This is a genomic window from Pseudoalteromonas sp. A3, from assembly GCF_025942345.1.
Lineage (GTDB): Bacteria > Pseudomonadota > Gammaproteobacteria > Enterobacterales > Alteromonadaceae > Pseudoalteromonas > Pseudoalteromonas atlantica.
In genome coordinates, this window is sequence record NZ_JAPCKL010000002.1 from 169197 (window position 1) to 188073 (window position 18877).

The 18877-nt window shown below is 38.3% G+C and carries 14 protein-coding genes; 9 read left to right on the top strand and 5 right to left on the bottom strand.

Annotation, left to right across the window (positions count from 1 at the left end):
- Window positions 1-68 precede the first annotated feature (68 nt).
- Window positions 69-290 (bottom strand): hypothetical protein, encoded by a 222-nt coding sequence (locus tag OIZ54_RS03825; RefSeq protein WP_024032720.1) that lies wholly within the window; start codon window positions 288-290, stop codon window positions 69-71.
- 448 nt (window positions 291-738) lie between these two features.
- Here OIZ54_RS03825 and OIZ54_RS03830 point away from each other — a divergent pair, with 448 nt between their 5' ends.
- From OIZ54_RS03830 to OIZ54_RS03840, 3 genes are read left to right on the top strand one after another with little or no spacing between them, the layout of a single operon-like run.
- The gene (locus tag OIZ54_RS03830) at window positions 739-1026 is read left to right on the top strand and encodes a hypothetical protein (RefSeq protein ID WP_031289698.1); all 288 of its coding nucleotides are present in this window, start codon (window positions 739-741) and stop codon (window positions 1024-1026) included.
- Entirely contained in the window at window positions 1023-2618 is a 1596-nt protein-coding gene (locus tag OIZ54_RS03835; RefSeq protein WP_264389772.1) for a PepSY-associated TM helix domain-containing protein, read from the top strand. The genes OIZ54_RS03830 and OIZ54_RS03835 overlap by 4 nt, the downstream gene beginning before the upstream one ends.
- Window positions 2615-2851, top strand: a complete 237-nt coding sequence (locus OIZ54_RS03840) for a hypothetical protein (protein ID WP_264389773.1) — start codon at window positions 2615-2617, stop codon at window positions 2849-2851. The genes OIZ54_RS03835 and OIZ54_RS03840 overlap by 4 nt, the downstream gene beginning before the upstream one ends.
- On the opposite strand, the gene OIZ54_RS03845 is transcribed toward OIZ54_RS03840, so the two are convergent.
- A complete protein-coding gene (locus OIZ54_RS03845; RefSeq protein ID WP_264389774.1) occupies window positions 2848-3684 on the bottom strand; it encodes a patatin family protein in 837 nt (278 codons plus the stop codon). The genes OIZ54_RS03840 and OIZ54_RS03845 overlap by 4 nt on opposite strands.
- Before the next feature lie 354 nt (window positions 3685-4038).
- Here OIZ54_RS03845 and OIZ54_RS03850 point away from each other — a divergent pair, with 354 nt between their 5' ends.
- The gene (locus OIZ54_RS03850) at window positions 4039-4911 is read left to right on the top strand and encodes an SMP-30/gluconolactonase/LRE family protein (RefSeq protein ID WP_264389775.1); all 873 of its coding nucleotides are present in this window, start codon (window positions 4039-4041) and stop codon (window positions 4909-4911) included.
- A 9-nt stretch (window positions 4912-4920) separates the two neighbouring features.
- Here the strand turns inward: OIZ54_RS03850 and OIZ54_RS03855 are convergent, their stop codons facing one another.
- On the bottom strand, window positions 4921-6363 hold the full coding sequence (locus OIZ54_RS03855; RefSeq protein WP_264389776.1) for a diguanylate cyclase domain-containing protein: 1443 nt from the start codon (window positions 6361-6363) through the stop codon (window positions 4921-4923).
- A 198-nt stretch (window positions 6364-6561) separates the two neighbouring features.
- Between OIZ54_RS03855 and OIZ54_RS03860 the strand changes: the two genes are divergently transcribed.
- Window positions 6562-7458 (top strand): cation diffusion facilitator family transporter, encoded by an 897-nt coding sequence (locus OIZ54_RS03860; RefSeq protein WP_264389777.1) that lies wholly within the window; start codon window positions 6562-6564, stop codon window positions 7456-7458.
- On the opposite strand, the gene OIZ54_RS03865 is transcribed toward OIZ54_RS03860, so the two are convergent.
- Window positions 7455-11990 (bottom strand): EAL domain-containing protein, encoded by a 4536-nt coding sequence (locus OIZ54_RS03865; RefSeq protein WP_413680432.1) that lies wholly within the window; start codon window positions 11988-11990, stop codon window positions 7455-7457. The two genes, OIZ54_RS03860 and OIZ54_RS03865, sit on opposite strands and share 4 nt — an antisense overlap.
- Window positions 11991-12122: 132 nt before the next feature.
- Here OIZ54_RS03865 and OIZ54_RS03870 point away from each other — a divergent pair, with 132 nt between their 5' ends.
- The 3 genes from OIZ54_RS03870 (at window position 12123) to OIZ54_RS03880 (ending at window position 14750) form a co-directional block, all read left to right on the top strand.
- The gene (locus OIZ54_RS03870) at window positions 12123-12677 is read left to right on the top strand and encodes a hydrolase (protein ID WP_055253861.1); all 555 of its coding nucleotides are present in this window, start codon (window positions 12123-12125) and stop codon (window positions 12675-12677) included.
- 104 nt (window positions 12678-12781) lie between these two features.
- Window positions 12782-14248 (top strand): methyl-accepting chemotaxis protein, encoded by a 1467-nt coding sequence (locus OIZ54_RS03875; RefSeq protein ID WP_264389779.1) that lies wholly within the window; start codon window positions 12782-12784, stop codon window positions 14246-14248.
- A gap of 13 nt (window positions 14249-14261) precedes the next feature.
- Entirely contained in the window at window positions 14262-14750 is a 489-nt protein-coding gene (locus tag OIZ54_RS03880; RefSeq protein ID WP_264389780.1) for a DUF6436 domain-containing protein, read from the top strand.
- A 709-nt stretch (window positions 14751-15459) separates the two neighbouring features.
- Here the strand turns inward: OIZ54_RS03880 and OIZ54_RS03890 are convergent.
- Window positions 15460-15813 carry a DUF6404 family protein gene (locus OIZ54_RS03890; protein ID WP_096042196.1) on the bottom strand — a complete coding sequence of 118 codons (354 nt, stop codon included), beginning with the start codon at window positions 15811-15813 and terminating at the stop codon, window positions 15460-15462.
- Between the two features lie 140 nt (window positions 15814-15953).
- Between OIZ54_RS03890 and OIZ54_RS03895 the strand changes: the two genes are divergently transcribed.
- The gene (locus tag OIZ54_RS03895; protein ID WP_264389781.1) at window positions 15954-18458 is read left to right on the top strand and encodes a M1 family metallopeptidase; all 2505 of its coding nucleotides are present in this window, start codon (window positions 15954-15956) and stop codon (window positions 18456-18458) included.
- Window positions 18459-18877 lie beyond the last annotated feature (419 nt).

An 18877-nucleotide genomic window follows, 5' to 3' on the forward strand; every position in this document is an offset into this window, starting at 1 on the left:
TGAGTAATGGGTGTTAGGCTATCAACACGCGAACTTAATTGTTTTGCTCAATTAGCAAACTTTTCCCATTAATAGGTAGAATTAGGCGTGTATTCTGGGTTTATGTCGCCGCCTACTTCTTCTGGGTCTACATCGTTTATAAGCAACACTTCGCGCACGGCTTCAATATGATCAAGCACTGTTTGATAGCGCTCGCCATATTCGTATTTTGTTACTTCAATTGCTTGCGGCATGTAAGTAAATGCAATTTTTAGTGCGTGTAACGCGTCTGGATTGATTTTATCGCTCATAAATTTCTCTCATTTTATCAATGTATAGTGATTAGTTTTACAGCTGCTAAAAGAGCCTGGCTAGGGACAATTAGCTTTTTGCATACGCCCTAACAAAATAACAATAATTATAGAGTTTGTTGACTGTTAAAGTTAAAAATTTGCCTGTTTAGTCGTTATTTTATTGGGTTAAGCAGTTAATCACTGATCAGCATGATAACGCAGTTGTTTTTGGGATTATTTAAAAACAGTTTTAGCTCATCATATTTGCCTACCTAAATACCAAGTATGCTCAAAAAATGTAATTTTATAAATAAACAGGCATTGATTGTGCGAATAAAAAGGAGCTTGTTCGCTTAATAAGTAACGATAATATGTTGCATAAATTTACAAATGCGCAATATAATGCAAATAGTTGTTATTTGCATGTGCAAATGTGCGCGCCTGCTATTTATTAAATGAGCTAAAAATGAATAATAAAAAAACCTTTAGCGCTACAAAGCGTCGCCATTTAATGGCGTGCGTATTGGCATTGGTAACCGCTACGGTGATGATCACCGGGATGACTACCTACTTGCCCTTACAAATGAGTGAACAAATTTTACTGCCTATTTTACTGTTTCCAATTATTTGGGTTGGGCTTTTTATATATGCCTACATTAGCGAAAAAGCATGGCAGCCACTTTTACTCATGATCACTTTGTGTTTAGTGCATGGAATTTTAAGTTATTTTGCATTAATGCAGGGGCAAGGATGAAATCAATTACTTTAAAAAAGCTATTCTTATTACATAGTTGGGTGGGCGTAGTAACCGCCGTTTTATTGTTTGTTGTGGCATTTACCGGCGCGTTAGCAGTACTTGCAAGGCCTGAGCTAAAAATTTGGGCCAACCAATCACTGCAGCAAACTCAACATATTCCTAATAGCGAAATAAGCACATTAGTTAATACATACCACGCTCAGGTGCCCAAAGAGTTTGGTGAAAACATTCATGTATTTATGCCAACAGGGCATAATTTTCACTTACTGGCTTTAGTATTTGAATCGCACCATGGTGATGAAAATTACCAGCAAGAAGTACTTCGGGCATTTGAATTTGACCCAGCGAGCTTAGCGTTGGTAAATACCTACTATGGCCCCAGTAAGCAATATTATGCCAATAAAAAAACAGATGCAGCCAGCTACATTGGTGAGTTTCACGCTGACTTACATTTAGGGCGACCTATAGGGCTTATTTTAACTGGGTTTTTAGGTTTAACATTATTAGTAAGTACGGTAACTGGCTTATTTATACATCGTAAATTAATTAAAGAGCTGTTCACCTTTAGGTGGCTTAAAGGCTTTGATGTAACCATAAGTGACGGCCATAAAGTAATGGGCATTTGGGGCAGTATTTTTAATATTGTAATTGGCTTTAGCGGCGCATTTTTAGGGCTCGCAACCGTAATTTTACTACCTGCAGCAGCTTTTGTTAGCTTTGGAGGAGACCAAGATAAGTTGATAGAAACTTTTACAGCTATTCCTGAGCCAATAATTAGTCATGTAAATCAGCCGACTAACATAACCGCTATTTTAAGTGATGCGCAACAACGCTACCCACATGCAGTTATTTTAGATGCCACGGTAATGGCGCATAACGATGCTAACGCACAAGTGTATTTACGCCTTTTAGGAGGCGAAGCCGTGGCTTCTCAGTTATTGCATTACAATGGGCAAGGGGAGTACATCACTTCTATGAGTAGTTTTGGCGATATTGCAGGGGTATCAATTAAAATTATTGAAATACTCTTCCCACTCCATTTTGGTAATTTTGCAGGTTTATTTGTGAAGTTACTTTGGGTAATGCTTGGCTTAGCATGTGCCTTAATGCCACTTTCAGGCATGATGATGTGGTTAGCAAAGCGTACCAGAGGCAGCACACCAACGCTTAGCGCTGGCGCGTATGCAAGGTGGAACCGCTTTATTATAGGCAGTTGCGGTGGTTTAGTGCTTGCTTGTTGTGTGTTATTCCCTGTGCAAGTACTTTTAAACTATGCCGTGGCTGGTGTTGAGCACAATGCTTACTTTGGGCCGGTATTTTTTTACACGTGGTTAGTATGGCTAGTAATTGCAGCATTTTGGCAAAACTATAAAAACTACTTCAGAGCAACCTTGTTGCTTTGCGCCTTATTCTTAATAAGTGTTTTACCACTTAATAGTGTATTGGGCGTTAATAATGTCATTAACGCAAACAGTACCCTAGTGGCATTTACAGATATTAGCTTTTTAATTGTGGGACTGGCGTTTTTATGGGGATACTTAAAAACAAAACCTGATGCCATAGCACTTGCAAAGGTAAAAGCAGGATGAGCACCGTTATGATAATTATTGCACTAGCGTGTTTACTGGCCGCTTTATTATTAATGAGAAGTAAGCACTACAATGTAGCCTATAAGTGGCTGTATTGTTGTGCTTTAATAGCTATTGCCTTAGCGTTTTTTATAAATGTTTACGCTGTGCTAGCGGGCATTATATGCACCATTGCAGCGTTTACTGTAATGGGCATACTGGTTGCGCTATCTAAAGGGAAACAACACACTTAGCTTAAAAAGGCTTTGGCTGTATCAATTCCCATTTTGTACCCGTCGTTAAGGCGTTTAACATTTTTTGTTGTACGGCCCACTCTAAATTGAGGCGGTGGAGCAATAATATTGATTTTGCAATCTTCAGGCGGGTTATTAATAAAATCTATGCTGCTGTTATAAACATGCGCTCTGTTAATCGAGCTATTTATTAAAGCAGGGTGGTTTTTATAAAGTTTTTTGGTTAACCACTGCGATTTACTTGGCTTTTTTCTATAGCCTAGTGGCTGAGAAAGCACCACGGTTATTTCTTGAGCGCCCATTTCGTATGCTTTTATTACGGGAATAGAGTCTGCTACGCCGCCATCGGTCATCGCAATATCATTAATTATAGGGTAGTTACGATACGCAATTGGAATCGCGCACGATGCCTTAAGTTGCTCTACCATCGCATCACTACTTGCTTTAAGGTAGTGGGGTTGCCCTGTGGTGATAGCTGTAGAGACGATATAAAATTCGTGAGCCGCCTTTGCAAAGGCTTCTGTATTGAGGGGGATTTCTTTAATGGTTGCTTGCCACAGCCAATCTAAATCAAATAAGTGGCCGCCTTTGATAAAGCGCGCTAAGTTAATAAATTCAGGCCGACACGAAAAATCGGTAATAACATGATAGTTTCGTTTAGGTTGTTGGCATAAATAAGCGGCTATATTGGTAGCGCCAGCAGAAACCCCAAAGTAATTAGTAAAAGGTTGATAGCGCTGCGCTAAAAACTCATCCAGCACGCCGGCGGCAAAAATACCGCGCATTGCACCTCCCTCAACCACTAAAGAATGTTTATTGTTATTATTAATCATACTATTACCTCCCTTTTGATGATATTACCAACTAACCATGTAAAGCGCGATAAAATGCTGAAATAATTATACCCATTTGCCACATTACTTAATTCACTTAAGGGATTAAACTTGGCGCTAACGGCGCTAAAAATTTTGATATAAACAGAGCAATAACGAAGCTTTTATCCTGTAATCAACATGGTTTAGTATTTAAAACTAAATCACTTAATTAAGCTATTTGGTATTAGTGCACTGTTTGGCTTAGCAAAAGCATTTAGTTGCTAATATGTTTTGTTTAATCGTAAGTGTTGGGTATTTCTGATAAAGTATTTATTAATACAAGGCTTTGTTAATATTAAAGAATCGTTATTTATGACTGACTCAAGTGTGACCGTATTTAGTAACTTGCAAAATAAGTTAGGTGAAAGCCCGCTTTGGCACCCTTTGCTTGAAACGCTATTTTGGGTAGATATAGAAAAAAACCTGCTGCTAAGTAAGTGTTTAACAAAGCCTGACTCACTAACACAAGTTGAAATGCAAGATACGGTTTCGGCTTTAGCGTGGCTTGATAAAGCACACCTTATTATTGGCACCAGTACGGGTATATATAAATACCATATAGCTTCTGGGGTGCGCCAAACGCTCACATTTTTAGAAAATACCCAGTCCACACGGCGCTCTAACGATGGTCGGGCAGACCCTTGGGGTGGGTTTTGGCTAAGCACTATGGATACAAACGCCCGCTCAGGCGAAGGTAAGATTTACCGTTTTTATCAAAATTCGCTTAATTGCGTGGTGCAAGGTTTAACCATTCCCAACGGGTTATGTTTTGATAAAGCGCGCTCACGTGCTTATTACTGCGACTCAAAAGCCAGCTGTATTTTTACTTTAAATGTAAACCCAGACAGCGGCGAGCCTATATTACCCGCCCAAGTTTTTTATCAATTTAAAAATACCCAAGTAGACCCAGATGGCTGTGTGATTGATGCCCTTGGCAACTTATGGCTTGCGGTATGGGATATGGGCTGCGTTATGTGTTTATCGCCAGATGGGGAGGTTTTAAACACACTGTCGCTTGCTGCAACAAAACCTACAAGCGTTGCGTTTGGTGGCAATAACGCACAGTGGCTATTTGTAACTTCTGCAGATGACAGTAATGTAAAAACTAACCAGTCATTACAAGGTAATGTATTTGAAATATCAGGTATAAAAAACGGGCAGCTAGAGCCGCCCGTTACTCTATAATAGATTTAGTTATGTAAATTGACACACCTTATTACGGCCTGTTTCTTTTGCGGTATAGAGTGCTTGATCGGCTTTGTTTATAAAGCACTGCGGCGTACTATTTTTATCAGGCGTGGCTGAATAAAAACCGATACTTAATGTTAAGTACTCACTTACGGTAGAATTATTGTGTTTTATGTCTGCCGCTTTAATTGCTTGTTGAATTAAGCGGGTAAATTGTTGGCAGTCTTGCTCATTAGTTGCCGGTAAAATGACCGCAAATTCTTCACCGCCATAGCGCGCGGCTAAATCGCTTTCGCGTCGGCATCGCGACTTAAGCGCTGCTGCCACCTTGACTAAGGCTTCATCGCCTTGTTGATGGCCGTAGCTGTCGTTGTAATTTTTAAAAAAATCTATATCGCACATAATTAAGCTAACGGGCTGCTTTGCACGTGCGCAGCGTTTAATTTCGCTCTCTAGTGCTTTGTCAAAGCAACGTCTGTTTGCAATTGTGGTTAGGCTGTCGGTATTTACAAGGTGGTTAAGCTTTTGATTTGCGGTAATTAGCTGTTGTTGAATATGCTGAAGCTCTTGCTTGTAGTTTAAATTTTTAAACGCATTAGCGATTATTTCACCTACTAGTTTTAACCTAATTAAGTCTAAGTCTGTCCACTCACGTTTTTGCTTTACACAATCACAACCAATAAAGCCTACTAGCTCCTTATCGTAGCGAAGGCCAATACACAGTACCGATTGAATACCTTCACGCTCAAGTTCTTGTTTTTCTTTAGCCGCTTTTGCTGGGAGGCTGGAAACATCATTTACTTTAAATAAGTGTGTGGTGCCCATTAAATTAGCAAAGTAGGGGAGTGAGTTTTTTGGTATGTGCTGTAGTTGATCTTTAAATGGCTGAATCCCTTGGTTAACCCACTCATGGGTGTTACGCATTGACTTACCATCGTCAGAAAATTTAAATAAGTAACTTCTATCGGCATGGCATACAGTGCCAATGGCTTTAAGCGCAAACTCTATATGAGTATCAATATCGTCTATTTGAATATCTATTAGGTCGGTAGAAATTTTTGAAATAATTTTATCAAAGTTATATTGCGCATCTTCGTTGTGTTCAATTATCTCAAACGTAGCAATGTATAAGTAACTATTTAGCGAGGCAAGTTTGGCGTTTAGTAATAGGCCGTGCGTTTGTTTTTGTAAAAATACGTGGCAGTTAGTATTTATAACTAAGTATTTTTCAAACAATTGCGCAACAGTAAATTGTTTTTTACTTTCTGGACTACTTAACGTGAGGTGCTTAAAGTCTGCATCTTTTAATGTTGGCTGTGAGGGTAAATCAAATATACTCTGCGCTTGAGTGTTTGCTTTATAGGCTTGTGTTTTAGCATCATAAAGTACAACGGCAAACGGAATAAGCTTTATAGTACTCCACATATCTTCGATTGGTTTTAAGCCCACTCATTGCTCCCGTTGATTTTACATACAATTTAATTGTTCCTACTATGTTATTTAGTACAACTTTAGCTATTTTGCTAAGTTTTTAGTGCGTTTAAGAGGGCTTCGTATTACAATTGCTACTGTATATCATTACCCTTTTCTACTCTAAGCCACCTGACGGCTTATTTGCATTTTAAGTATAGGTTTTTCAAGCATTTCATGACAGAAATCACTACACACCAGGCGTCTCGTCGTCGGTTACTTATCGCTTTAGCGATAACATGTTCATTTATGGTAATTCAGGTAATTGGCGCTTATTACGCTAATTCGCTTGCTGTACTTGCCGATGCAGGGCATTTATTTGTGCATAATAGCTCGCTATTTATTGCCCTTATTGCCTCAAGCTTAGCAATTCATTTTGCTAAAACCTATAACGATGGCTATCAACGCGCTGAGCTCATTGGTGGTTTAATTAATGGTTTACTGTATTTGGCAATAAGCTCCGTAATTTTATATGAAGGTGTAGAGAGAATTTCCCATCATAACGATGGCCATGATTTAGCAATAAACAGCTTTTTAATGTCGAGTATTGCCTCTGTAGGGTTTTTATTTCATGGTGCTGCAGCGTGGGTACTTTATAAAGGCCGCAAAGCAAGCATTAATGTGTACGCTGTATTTTTGCATTCGTTTTTTGACATTATATCGACCATTTCTACGTTTATAGCTGGCGTACTTATTTATTTTACGGGCTGGAGCATTATTGATATTTTATCGAGCATGCTAATTGCCTCGTTTGTGTTATTTACTGGCGGTAAAGTGATCACGAGCTGTATTAAAGGGCTGTTCTTTAATAACGCTAAGTTGCCTAAAGTGAAGGATATTGAGCAGTCAATTACCGATTTAGAGCATGTGCATAACGTACATAATGTGACGGTGTCGCGCAAAGACAGCGATATTATTGTCGGCGCTCACGTGGTGTTAAAAGAGCATTGTACAGTTGAAAAGCACGATGAAGCCTGCCGCTTAAAAATAGAAAAACTCCTCGCTGCGCGTTTTAATGTTAAAAGCAGCGTACTACAAATAGAAAGCCACGAATGCCAGCATATTCATAGCTAACTTTTTATTAAAGTGTGAATATGCTCATGTGTTTCGGGGTTTTGTAATTGCTCTGCCCGCATTGGTTTTGCAAAATAATAACCTTGTAAAACATGACAACCTAACCCTTCTAAAAAGGCTTTTTGTTGCTTAGTTTCAACGCCTTCGGCTATGCAATAAAGCTCTAAGTTTTGAGCCAAAGTGTAAATGGTTTTGATGATCGACTCATCACTTTTATCAACCCCAATGCTGTTTACAAAGCTTTGATCAATTTTAATGACATCAATAGGGAACTGGCTCAAATAAGTAAGTGATGAGTAGCCGGTGCCAAAATCATCGAGTAACAGCTTAAAACCAGCCGATTTTAACTTTTGTAGTTGCTTTGCGGCTTTTTGCTTGTCTTCTAGCAGTATGTTTTCTGTTATTTCTAGGCGCAGTTGCACTGGGCTCATTTGATGCTGTTTTAATATATTGGTCAGCTTGGTTGCTATATTCGTCCTTAAAATGTGCTTTGGCGACAAGTTAAGTGAAATATAAAACAATGGGTTGCTGGCCAATGTAGGGGCTAGCTCAGTTAGCGCGCGCTCTAAAGCTTGCTCAGTTAATGCTTCTATCAGGCCTGTTTCTTCAGCAATAGGGATAAATAAAGCCGGCGAGACAAATTGGCCGTTATTTTCCCAGCGCATAAGTAATTCAACCCCATTTATTGTTTGTGCGTGCGTGTCTATTATGGGTTGGTAGTGATTAAATAATAGATTATCTTTCGCGGCGTCTTTTAAATCGTTTTCGAGGATGAGCTTTTGTTTTATTTGCTCGTTCATCGAGTCGTTAAAAAACTTAAACCCGTTTCTGCCTGCTTGCTTTGCATGCATCATGGCTACATCGGCGTTTCTGATCAGTAAATCGGTCGAGCTGGCATCAAATGGGTATAAAGCCACGCCAATACTGGCTGATATATTAATAGAAAAATCTTCGATAATGACCTTATTGGCAAGTTCTGAGCTGATACTTTTGACTATGTTATTTAGTGCGGCTATGTCTTCTACGTTATCAATAAGCACTAAAAATTCGTCACCGCTTTGGCGGCCAAGCGTGGCATTACTTGGCAACATAGCGCTCACTCTTTGGGTGATATTACACAGCAGTTGATCTCCCACTGCGTGACCAAATGTGTCGTTTACCGGTTTAAATTTGTCTAAATCTATAAATAGTAAAGCGCTTTGAGTGAGCTGCTGGTGAGCTTTTTTAATCGATTTACCAATTTTTTGATGCATTAAACTGCGGTTAGGCAATTGTGTTAGGGGATCGAAATTGGCTAAATAACGTAGCTCGTCTTCTGCCTTTTTTTGTTCGGTTAAATCCGAAATAACAATCACATAGTAACTTATGCTATGTGTATCTTTAGCGATTGCAGTGGCACTTATATGTATGGGGTGGTGCGGGTTAGTTGCAGTTTTAATAACGGCATCAGTTCGCCAATTTTGTTTTGCTGTTAAGCTTTTTAATGTGTTGGCATAGCTTTTACATTGCGCTTTACCTATCGCATTAACAAACACTTTTAAGCTAAGCGGATGTTTATGAGTTTGCGAAAAGGTTTTTATAAAACTGTTATTTGCAGAAACCGGCACCAAATTATTATCTAAAATAAGCAGCCAGTCGTTTATTTGCCCAAACGCCTCACCTAAAATGTTGGCTTGCTGCTCATTGGCACGTTGCTCAGTTATGTTGGTATATATGCCAGATACAGATATCGGTTTATTTGTTTGTTCGTCATAAATAATTTGCCCTAAATCTTGATACCACAACCAATGGCCAAGCTTATGCTTTAACCTGTAAGTTGCTTGCCAATGCTCATGCTTTTTTTGTTTGGTAAAGTTTAACCAGTGCGAAATAACCCGCGGTTTGTCTTCAGGGTGAATTAAAGCTAAATAATGTTTTAATGGAATACGGTTTGGCAAATTAGTATACCCAAGCTCACTTCCCCGGTTTGTATTTACTGAATCGTCGCTGTAATGGTAATCCCAAATGCCACTTTTATTGTTACTGAGCGCAAGCTCCGTTTGTTTTTGCGAGTGTATAGTCGCTTTTTGCGCATTAGCTATGGCTAGCTGTCTGCTTCTGTATTGCCAAAACAGTAAACACAGTACAGTTATAATAATTAAAATATAAGCTGCATATGCATAAGGAGACTTCCACGGCGCGTATGCCACATTAAAATTTAACAGCGCCGGCTTTGATTCAGTCGCACTATTAAAATTATACGCGCTGGCCTTTAATTGATAATTACCTGGTGGGAGCTTTGTAAAAAATATTTTGTTTGCTTTTAAATCATCATACTCTAGCGAAGTAGGTCCTTGAAGCGTAATTTTGTAACGTGTTTCCGCGCTATTTTGAAAATCAAAATTAGAAAAGCTGACCTCCAAACCCATATCTTCATGTGTTAATTGCAATGCAGAGGTGGCAAACTGATTTGGCTGATAGTCTAAATCGCGCGACATTAAAGTTATATCGGTTATTGAGGTTGTTGTTTGCGTGCTTTGCTGTAAAAACTCAGCGGGGTTAAACGAAATTGCACCATAACTGCTGCCAAACATTACAGTGTTATTTTTAAGCGTAATTGCCCCTAAAGTGCTAAATAAATTAACCGATAAACCATCTTTTACTGTAAAAACTCGCAGTCTTAACGTATCGGTATTTAAGCGGTACAAACCATTTTTACTGCTAAACCATAAATAACCATACTCATCGCTAATAAGTGAATAAATAGACTGCGTTTTTAAGGCGTTACTTACGTTAAAGTGGTGCTTTTTTTCAAAGCTCTGCGCATCAATACCCACTAAGCCTTCGCTGGTTGTTGCTAACCATAAAATATTGTTTTTGTCAGCTAACCAGTTTTCGACTGTGTGGTAATTTTGGCTGTCTTTTTTACTGGTTTTATAAATAGCGGTAAGGGTGTTTGTTTGTTCGTTAAACCGGTAAAAGTGGGTAGTTGTACTTAATACAAATTCATTTGGGTAATCATCAAAAGGTCGATGAAAGGTATAGGCCTCTAAAGGGTTTACATGTTGTTTTAACCCGTTAATTTCGCGTGTTAAGCCTGTTTTGCCATTGTACACATAAAAACTGTGATCATTATAAAAAGCGAATGTGTCGGGGGCTACCTCAGACAAACCATAAATAACCGCACCTTCAGACAGTGCGTTATTTAAATCTTTTTTAGCAACGGCTGTGCCTGTTTCTTTGTCAAATAAAATTAAACTGTAGTACCCCGTTAGCCATAAATACCGCGAAGTGGAATCTAAATGCGCTTTATTAATTGCAAAAATAGCGTATTCACCATAAACCGCTTTAGGGTCTTGCGAGGTTAGGTAGTAGGTTGTTTTGTTTTTAGCATTTACATGAGCAAGGCCATTATCGGTGCCGTACCACATAGTTAAATCATCGTCTTGGTAAATACTGTTTATATAGTTGTTTTCGGGTAGGGTGATTTTGTTAAAGCGCCGTGTGTTTATTGACCAAGTAAGCACGCCTTGAGTGCGCGACGCCAGCCAAAACACGCCACTTGAGTCGACCATTAAATCGTTAATAGTATTTTCGGTAATATTAAATTTACTTTGATCAAAGCTAAGAATTAACTCAGTGGTGCCCTTTTCTCGGTTAAATTCGAACAAGCCATGCTCTGTGGCAATAAATTCGCCATAGGGTGTATTGCTGTAATCCCAAATATTGTAATCAGCAATCACGCTTTTAGTGCTTTTATCTGCAGCTGCTCCTGCTGAGCTATTTAAACTTAATGCGTACATGCCCTCAACGGTGCCTACTAATAATCCTAGCGCGGGGTCTACAGATAAAAATTTAACATTACTGTTATCGACTGTTTGTTTATCGGGGGTATGTAAATTAAGAGGGGTTAATGACTCTGTTTTTAGGTCGTAACTAAATAAACCCGTTTGAGTGCCTATAAATAGCGTATTTTTGTAATATTTTAATGCGCGCACCACGCTGTTTTCATTGCCTATAGTAAACTCTAAAGTAAGTGAATTTGTTTTAGAGTTAAGTGAATACACGTTGTTTAAAATGGCAAGGTAAAAGGTATCTTGGTGCTGAGCTATCGCTTCAATAGAAGCGAAACTAGCTGTATTACCTGCAAGATTGCCCGAAAATATATTACGAGTAGTTAACGTTTTTGGGTTAACTAAATAGGCACCGGCAAGCTCAGTAGAAACAATTATATTGCCTGCATGCGTTTTAAATAGTGTAGTGATGAAGTTTTCGTTAAGGGTAAATCCGCCATCAAAAGGGGTTACCGTATAGCCGTCAAATCGATTAAGCCCTTGCGCTGTGGCTATCCAAATATAACCTAAATCATCTTGCAAAATTTTAGTTACGTAATTTTGGGATAAACCTTCATCGGTAGATATTCGTTGTAGTTGTTGAGCATAATTTGTGGAGGCAGATACGCTAGTAATACAAAGAAAACATACAGTGGTGAAGAGAAAAAACAAAATACTCAATCGCACTAATAAACTCGCTCTAGGGCAGGGGATATACATATAAAAGTTAAATATAGCACATTTTTTAAAATGTGGATTACAACTTATAACAACTAAATTAAAGCACTAATTTAGTTATTTATAACCATTTAAGCTACGCTTACTAATTATAATTACTTAAAACGGGGTGTTATGGTTAGTCACAAAAATTTATCTGCAGATAACAGCGTGTTATTAGTGATAGATATTCAAGATAAGCTTTCTCCCGCTATTAGCGAATTTTCTGATTTACTAGAGTGGGCAATAAAAATTGCCAAAGTAAGCGCCCTTTTTAAAATTCCTAGCATAGTGACTGAACAATATCCTCAAGGGCTTGGTGGTACAAACAGGCTTTTAAAAAACACCCTTATAAACGCACAGACTGTTGAAAAAACACATTTTAGTGCGTGTAATGAGCCTGCATTTAATGCTGTGTTTACAAAGCTTACGCGTTCACAAATTATAGTAATAGGCACAGAGGCGCATGTATGTGTTTTACAAACCTGCTTAGATTTAATAGCTCAAGGATTTGAGGTGCATGTAGCGGCAGATGCTGTGGGTTCACGAAATACGATGCATAAATCGCTAGCTCTAGAGCAGTTACAACAGGCAGGGGCAATAATTACAAGCGTAGAAAGTATCATTTTTCAGTGGACAAAAAACGCAGCATTACCTGAGTTTAAAGCGGTTTTATCAATTATTAAGTAAAGTTGGCAAGCTAGGCTATATTGATAATTAAATGTGGTCGTAATTATTAGCTAATACGTACAACCCCTGATTTTGTTTAAAAATTTTAATAATTAAAGGTATTTATGAATAGTGTAAGTCGTTTATTCACCATAATATTCATTTTTTTGTTTGTAGAGTCTATCGCCCTAGGCTTGTACTTTGGGACACTTACACAAGCATTTATAGTCGGCCTACCTTTAAGCTTAATGCCTATATGGTTACTTAAAACTCAGAAAAATAACCCAATCACAGGTCATGTTGTTGCTGCGGCAATTATGATGTTTTCTTTTTTGCACATACAACAAGCCTTTGGGTTAATAGAAATACACTTCGAAATATTCATCTTAATGGCTATGTTGATCATGTTTGTACAGTGGCAGGTGTTTATTACGGCCATTATTTTTGTGGCCGTTCATCATTTAAACTTTTACTTTTTACAAACACAAAACACCGGTTTTTATGTATTTGACCCTGACAGACTGGCGTTTACTACGGTGCTTATACATGCCGGCTATGCAATAGTAGAAGTGTTTGTAGCAGGCTATATTGCTAAAACACTACAACAAGAGCGCAGAGCTGGCGTGTCTTTAACCAAAGCGACCGAAGCCATTATGCAAGACCCTGAGCATATACAGCTTTCGCTTAGGGCCGATGATAAAAATAGCAATGCAGTAGCGGGCTTTAATACTTTATTGGGTTATTTATCAGATGTAATTAGACAAGTGCAAACGCAGTCTCTTTCACTGCAGCAAAATTCGCAGCAATTAATAAACGTACACGATGAGCTAGCAAGCGGGGCCGAGCAAAGAAAGCAACAAACTAATGATATAGCTGACTCTGGTGCTCAAGTTGCACAGGGTTTTAGCTTAGTTGAGCATGAAAGCGAAGTATTAAAGCAGCAAGTAGATAACATTACTCAAGCTGCCAATAGCGCCTTAAATGACGTTATGCAAACAGACACTAAAAGCACGGAGCTACTTAATTTACTTAATCATACAGAAGAGCAAATAAATCATTTAGTGGCCGCTGGCGATGTAATATCAGGGTTGTTAAATGAAATATCAGGCATTGCAGAGCAAACTAACTTACTTGCGCTTAACGCAGCCATTGAAGCCGCAAGAGCGGGTGAGCATGGCCGCGGGTTTGCTGTTGTAGCCGATGAAGTCAGAACGCTTGCTACAAGCAGTAAAGCCACGACAGATAAAATTGCTTTAACATTAAAAGATTTAGTTACAAACAGTAAAACGTCAACCCAATCTATGAGCCAGTGTGTCGATTTTGTTGTTGATTTAACGCATATCAGCACCACCATGAAAGAAAACATAAGCGCCATGAGTGAGCAAATAAAAGCCGTTAGTCAAAGTACTCACTCTGTAGCGCAAGTTGTTGCTGAGCAAGCTGTAAACACAAAACAAATAGCCTCAAGCACAGAACAAATGCAGCAAAGCCAATATCAAGATACCAAAGTGGTAGAAAAACTAACCGCTAAAGTACAAATGATCGACGTAAGTATTGCGGTATTAGAGCAAAGCATTGCTAAATTTAAGTAATTCATCCATTAAAATGAGTGCAGTGATTACTCTGTGGTTAGTGTTGACGGTCTCTGGTTTAGTTTATTATCAATATAATCAGTTGCGCGTTTTTGACAGCTATGGCGTGCTTGAACAACCAGGGTGGTTTACTCAATTTAAACAACACATAGGGTTTACAGCTGCAAAGCATAATTCGTTGATTATCGTTACTGACCCTGACTGTGGCTGCACCAAGCAAGCTCAGCCTCATTTAAAACAGTTGGCTGCGTTTTCTAAAGCGCAAAATATTACGCTTATCAATATTGAGCAAACAGCCTCTTTACAAATACTGCTCCCTGCTACACCAGCTGCTGTGGTGATTAACGATAAAGGTGACTTTGTTTATGCCGGCCCACTTTCTCAAGGGCTTGGCTGCGCGCAGGGCAGTGGTTTTGTTGAAACGGTTATAAATAATCTTGTAGCTGGTTTTAACAGCGAACTGTTACTTAATAAAACCAGTGGTTGTTACTGCACTGCTTGATAGCGCTATTACTGATTAGCCTTTTATAGGTATTAAAAACGCCACCTGCATAATATTAAGAATATTAGACTGGTAGGTTTGTGGGACAAATACGAGTAAGCGCTACATTTACGGCTTTAGGTTACGGTTATAAACAAATTTTGATGAAGCCTACTGTTAGTACAATCACAGCAAGTGAATTTAAAAGTACTTAAATATAGTTATTTCTATAATAACGCTTAATTAACTCTAGCCGCTTATTTGCCTGCTTTCTTGAAAGCGTCCTGCTCAATTACTAAATAGCATTTGAACTGTATCAATGTTTGCTCATGCTTTAACTATTAGCACATGGGTTTAGACAACTAGCAAAATTATCACTGGACTTCCCAGCTTTCACTAGACACCAGCTTATAAACTTACAAAACGGAAGTAAACTTCCGTTTCTAGGACTTTAAAGGTAGTTATCGGAAATATACTTCTGTTTTTTGAAAGCGTTAACCTAGATAGCTATATGGGCCATTTTCGGGTTTTTATTGGAGCAAAAAGAGGACGGTCGTTCAAGCTCGTCTTTGGAGAAAAACGTATTAGAGTATTTATTCGGTAACGCTCTGTTAAGGGGTGAGCAACGCAATACCGAAGCCACCGCATATCGCCTTAAACACTAAAACCAATGCATAGTACAAATGCCACGCGTTACGAATCCCTCTTGAACAGTTTGTAGGTTTTGGGCTTATTCTCTCAATGAACCCCAGTCTGTTAGATTTAATTGCTTGCGCCTAATGTAGTAGAGGGTTGCCATAACTAAACTAAACAATGCACCCGTAAGTAACGAGATATAAACTGCTTCTAAAACTGGTTTACCTAGCTCGCTCCACACTAGAAACCATTGGAAGATTCCCCAAACCGGAGCAGAAAAAGCCACACAAAGCATAACGTTTGCGAAAAAACTCTGATAATAATGCGGTGGTAAATATAGCCCAAGTTTGCTTAACAACTTTACAAGTGGAGGATTGTAGTTCGGCTTCCAAACACCTTCATCACTTAATTCTTTGTGCGCAAGTTGTAGCTTCGTTTCACAATCCATGTAATAGAGGTTGCTGAATTCAGTTTGTTTATGTATTCCAGATGATGGTTGTTCTAATTCTAATTATAAAATAACTTTTATTTCAATAAGGTAGCTGTTAGTGTCGGAGTTTTATAGCAAATTAAATGAAGGAATATTGCTTGAAGTATGTTTTAGCTTTTTGTTTCTTCTGTAGTGTTTATTCTTACGCGACAGGAGTTAATAACTATCGGCTACCCCAAGAAATTACTCTAGATTCACAAATCGTCAATTTAGAATTAGATCCATCAAAACCTACCTTTAGTGGCACCACAATTTTATCGTTAGATATTTCTTCACCAACAGATACTATTAGCTACCACAGCCATGGTTTAAATATTCAGTCTGTGGAACTTTTAATGGATGAATTATCAACAAACTTACCGGTTGAAACGGCAAATAACTATGACATTGTTAAGCATAAGCTCGATCACAACGTTAGTGGTCAGGCAAAGTTAGCTATTAAGTTTATTGGGAAATTCTCTAGTCATGGACAGGGTCTATTTGTACAAACAAGTGGTGCCGAAGCAGATTATATTTTCTCACAATTTCAGCCAATGCTTGCTAGGCAAGTCTTCCCTAGTTTAAATGAACCAGATAAAAAAACATCATTTCAGTTTACTTTAACCATCCCTTCAAATTTAACGGCGCTTCACAATACACGTGCTCTTTCTACAAAAATTGATTCAAATAAAAAAACGATTAAGTTTGAAAAAACGGCTGTAATTCCGACAGATGTTTTAGCAATCGCCGTAGGTATGTTTGATAGCAAGAAAATGGAGGAGACTAAATACAAGAGTACTTTGTTTTCGCCACAAGGTTTACAGTATCAATATCATGAAGAATTGCCTCTATTAATCAATAACACAATTGATTATTTGTCAGGCTACTTAGGTAAGCCTTTTCCTTACGACAAATTAGATTTCTTCATCGCACCGTTTGACTCTTCTGCTGCAATGGAGAATGTTGGCTTAATTGCGCTTAGCCCAAAAGAAATTCCCTCGGCCGGAGCAAGTAGCTACGATATGTGCGTGTTCCGAAAACTCGTTGCTCATGAAGTTGCACATATGTGGTTTGGTAACGATATCACTATGCAGTGGTATGACGATTATTGGATGAATGAGTCTTTTAGCGAGTTTTTTGCTGCACAAGTAGTGACTCATTTTTATCCCACAGAAGCACAGTGTACTTATACGCCACAATCAAGTTCATTAGAAAGTGACAACGACATGGATCGAGCTGTAATTACTGAAGTGAAGGTAGCTTCAGAGCAAGATGGAACAGGTCAGCTTGTTTACAGTAAGGGCTTTTCTATACTGGCTATGCTTGAGCAGGCAATGGGGGGGGATGAATTTAAAGAGTCAATTCGCGAGTATGTAAAGACTTTTCAAGGCACAGTTGTGTCATTCGATAGCTTTAAACGCTATATCCCTAAAAACCTAGTAGGAGTGGCCTCCTCATTTTTACAACAGTCATCATATCCATTAGTGACCTTGTATCGTAAAGATGATGCACTTTACTTAAAGCAAGATAACTTCTTTAGGCAAAATAAATTGTGGAGCATTCCGCTTACATTGAAAATTTATAATGTTGGCAATGAGGTTTCTTATAAAAATGTTCTGTTAAATACTCAAACAATGTTATTGAGTGAAGTTTCGCCTTCATCGCAGGTTTTTATAGACACCAAAGGTGTGGGTTACTTTAGGTATATTGATAAAACAGATAATGCTGAATTTCCACTTCATTTGCTCAGTGATGCAGAAAAGCTGTCTTATATGGAAAATAATGATGCATTGGCAAGCGCAGCACTCATTGATTATATGGATTATGTTGATACGCTAGTACTAACGCTAAATAGTTTACCTACAGACAGTGTTGAATCCTTAAAAGCACTGAATAGTCTAATAGACTCGTTTATTGAGTTTGTACCAAGCGATTTAAAAGCGCCTTACAGCAGTTATTTACAAGCAAACTTACCAAAGATTATTGATTGGCAAACTGTATTTAACAAAGAAAATGGTGGAGCTTGGCTTTCGTTTTATGGTGTTTATTTGAAATCTGACAGTGCTATAGCCTTTGCTAAAGGAAAAATAAAACAAGGTAAAGTTATTGATTTGCCGGCACGCAGTTCCGTGCTACGAGTAGCCGCCGCAAACTCTACAGACAGTGAATATTTAGCGCTTTTAGCTATGTTCAATAGTGGTGACATTACATTTAAAGAAGATGTTTTGGACTCAATTGGCTACACATTAAAAGAGGAGCAAATTAAAGCGTTTTATGAGTTACTGCTCAATGATTCAACTACTGAGTTTGTTATTGATTACCGTTTCCAGTTTCCAGCATTTTTTGCAGAAAATAGAGAGTTTGTTGCTGCATATTTTTCAAAAAATAAAGGCCGTATTTTAAAGCGGATTCCAAAAGAAGGCGCCCAATGGGTTGTTTATAATTTCATGACCGCTTGTTCAAGTGCAGAAAGTAAATTGATACAAGATACTTTTGAGGGATGGAAAAACATAGAAGGTTTATCAAGTAAATTAGAGGTTATTTTAAATAAGGTTGGAGAGTGTGCTAGGAGCTCAAAAGCGAAAGTGAAAAACTTAGAGCAAAGGATTTATGGTAAAGCTTAAAAATTCCCAAACTATAATAACGACCATGTGATTGGGGCTATTAAATTGTCTAAATATTCCCAATCTAAAACTAAAAACTCTATAAAGAAAAATGCGGTCTAAAAAACTGCATTTTCCCCAAACTATAACTCTAGAAAAGGTGAGCAGAAATGTTCGCCTTTTTTATTTGTGAAGATACGACCAGACAAACTCTTTTTGGACAATTATGAGTTAGAGTCGACGGGCGGTTCGGTGCCATGAGAAGACTGAAGATCTTTAATGTCTGGAATCAAGATTTGGGTGATGCCAATCATACTCATTGCTAGGTCACAAAAAGTGGAATGCCAAGAAAAGCTCGCATGGATAGTCGCCTGTTTGTTTATTAGTTGGTTTTGTTTACTCTTATTTATGTTGATTGCACCACTTAAGCCTAATCAAAA